At 63.2% G+C, this 1776-nt stretch carries 1 protein-coding gene and 1 CRISPR repeat array; the gene reads left to right on the forward strand.

Features of this window, described 5'->3' with window-relative positions; translation table 11 throughout:
- On the forward strand, nucleotides 1–324 hold a 324-nt coding region (locus tag NBW84_RS15285), incomplete at its 5' end, for a pyridoxal-phosphate dependent enzyme (RefSeq protein WP_250285412.1).
- Nucleotides 325–839: 515 nt separating this feature from the next.
- Nucleotides 840–1709: direct repeats of the CRISPR family, unit length 36 nt; unit sequence GTTTCAATCCGGCTCGGATTTGTAGATCGCGGGGAC.
- Nucleotides 1710–1776: the final 67 nt, after the last annotated feature.

The raw sequence follows: 1776 nt of genomic DNA on the forward strand, positions 1-1776 counted from the left end.
AACCCGGCGGACGGCCCGTACGCCCTCGACGTGGCCCGTCGCACCGGCGGCGCGATCACCGACGTCACCGACCCCGAGATCGTCGAGGGAATCCGCCTGCTGGCCCGGACGGAGGGTGTCTTCGGCGAGACCGCCGGCGGCGTCACCGTCGCCTGCCTGCGGCGGCTGCTGCGCGAGGGCCTGCTCGACCCCGACGCGGAGACCGTCATCTTCAACACCGGCGACGGCCTGAAGACCCTCGACCCGCTGATCCCGACAGGCCGGCCGACCGCGACCATCCGCCCGTCCCTGGCCGCCTTCGAAGCCGCCGGCCTCGGCGACTGACTCCGACCGCCCAACACCCTCCGCAGGATCTTCCGGTATTCAGCACCGCCGACATCTCCGGGACGACGCAAACGGCGGCGCGGCCACCTGCCCGCGCCGCCGTTCCGGCAGACCACCGAGAAGAAGCCCGTGTCGATTCATTCCGACAGCGGGCCGGTAAAGCCAAGATTGTGGACACCGGACCGGGAGACGAGAACTTCGTTCACTTTCGCCTGCCTGGGGGCCGCTTTGAACATGGCCGAGGCCTGCCACTGACAGCAGCTTCCGAACTCGCGGCCCGACGAAAGAATCGAGCTGGGCCCCCCTTCGGGTCGATGAGTATCGAACCATGTCCGCCTCCTGCGATCTCGACAGCTTCGAGCGGCCCGGGGACACCCTGGGAGTCAACACCCAGCCCATAGTGATCGACGGATTGGTCCGCTATTCCGAAGACGAACGACACGCGGAACTCAGAAACAAAGATCTGTGGATCGCGGGGACCTCACGGTCGTCAACGAGCACGACGCGGCGGCCTGGTTTCAATCCGACTCGGATTTGCAGATCGCGGGGACGCACCAAGGCCCGCACGATCGAGCAGTTCGGGTTTCAATCCGGCTCGGATTTGCAGATCGCGGGGACCTCCGAGTGCAACGCACGGCAGACCGGCGCGTCGTTTCAATCCGGCTCGGATTTGTAGATCGCGGGGACTTACGCAGGATGGCGCTGGCACCTGGCAAGGTTTCAATCCGGCTCGGATTTGTAGATCGCGGGGACGAGTTCGACGTCGCGCTGCGCAGCGTCTTCACGTTTCAATCCGGCTCGGATTTGTAGATCGCGGGGACTGGTGGCCGGGGGCTGGCTGGTCCGTGAGATCGGTTTCAATCCGGCTCGGATTTGTAGATCGCGGGGACCACCCCGAACACGGCAAGGGTGAGCGTCCCGACGTTTCAATCCGGCTCGGATTTGTAGATCGCGGGGACTGCCTCGGGACTACTTACGCTGGGAAGGCGGCAAGTTTCAATCCGGCTCGGATTTGTAGATCGCGGGGACCGGGGGAATATACAGATAGTAGACACGGCTGCGCCCGGTTTCAATCCGGCTCGGATTTGTAGATCGCGGGGACATGTCCCTGAAATTCCAGATCCAGGGATTGCAAGGTTTCAATCCGGCTCGGATTTGTAGATCGCGGGGACCCTCTCAAGCTAAGGCGTGGGTCCAGACGGAGGTCGTTTCAATCCGGCTCGGATTTGTAGATCGCGGGGACGACCTACGGGTTGGCTACAGGCAAGCAGGCCGATACGTTTCAATCCGGCTCGGATTTGTAGATCGCGGGGACTACATCACCTACAACGTCCACCGCCCCTGACCTAGTTTCAATCCGGCTCGGATTTGTAGATCGCGGGGACCATGGGGCCGGCTTTCTGTCACATCCAGGAGAAGTTTCAATCCGGCTCGGATTTGTAGATCGCGGGG

Origin of the sequence: Protofrankia sp. CiP1_Cm_nod2 (assembly GCF_920664355.1) — a bacterium.
Classification (GTDB): Bacteria; Actinomycetota; Actinomycetes; order Frankiales; family Frankiaceae; genus Protofrankia.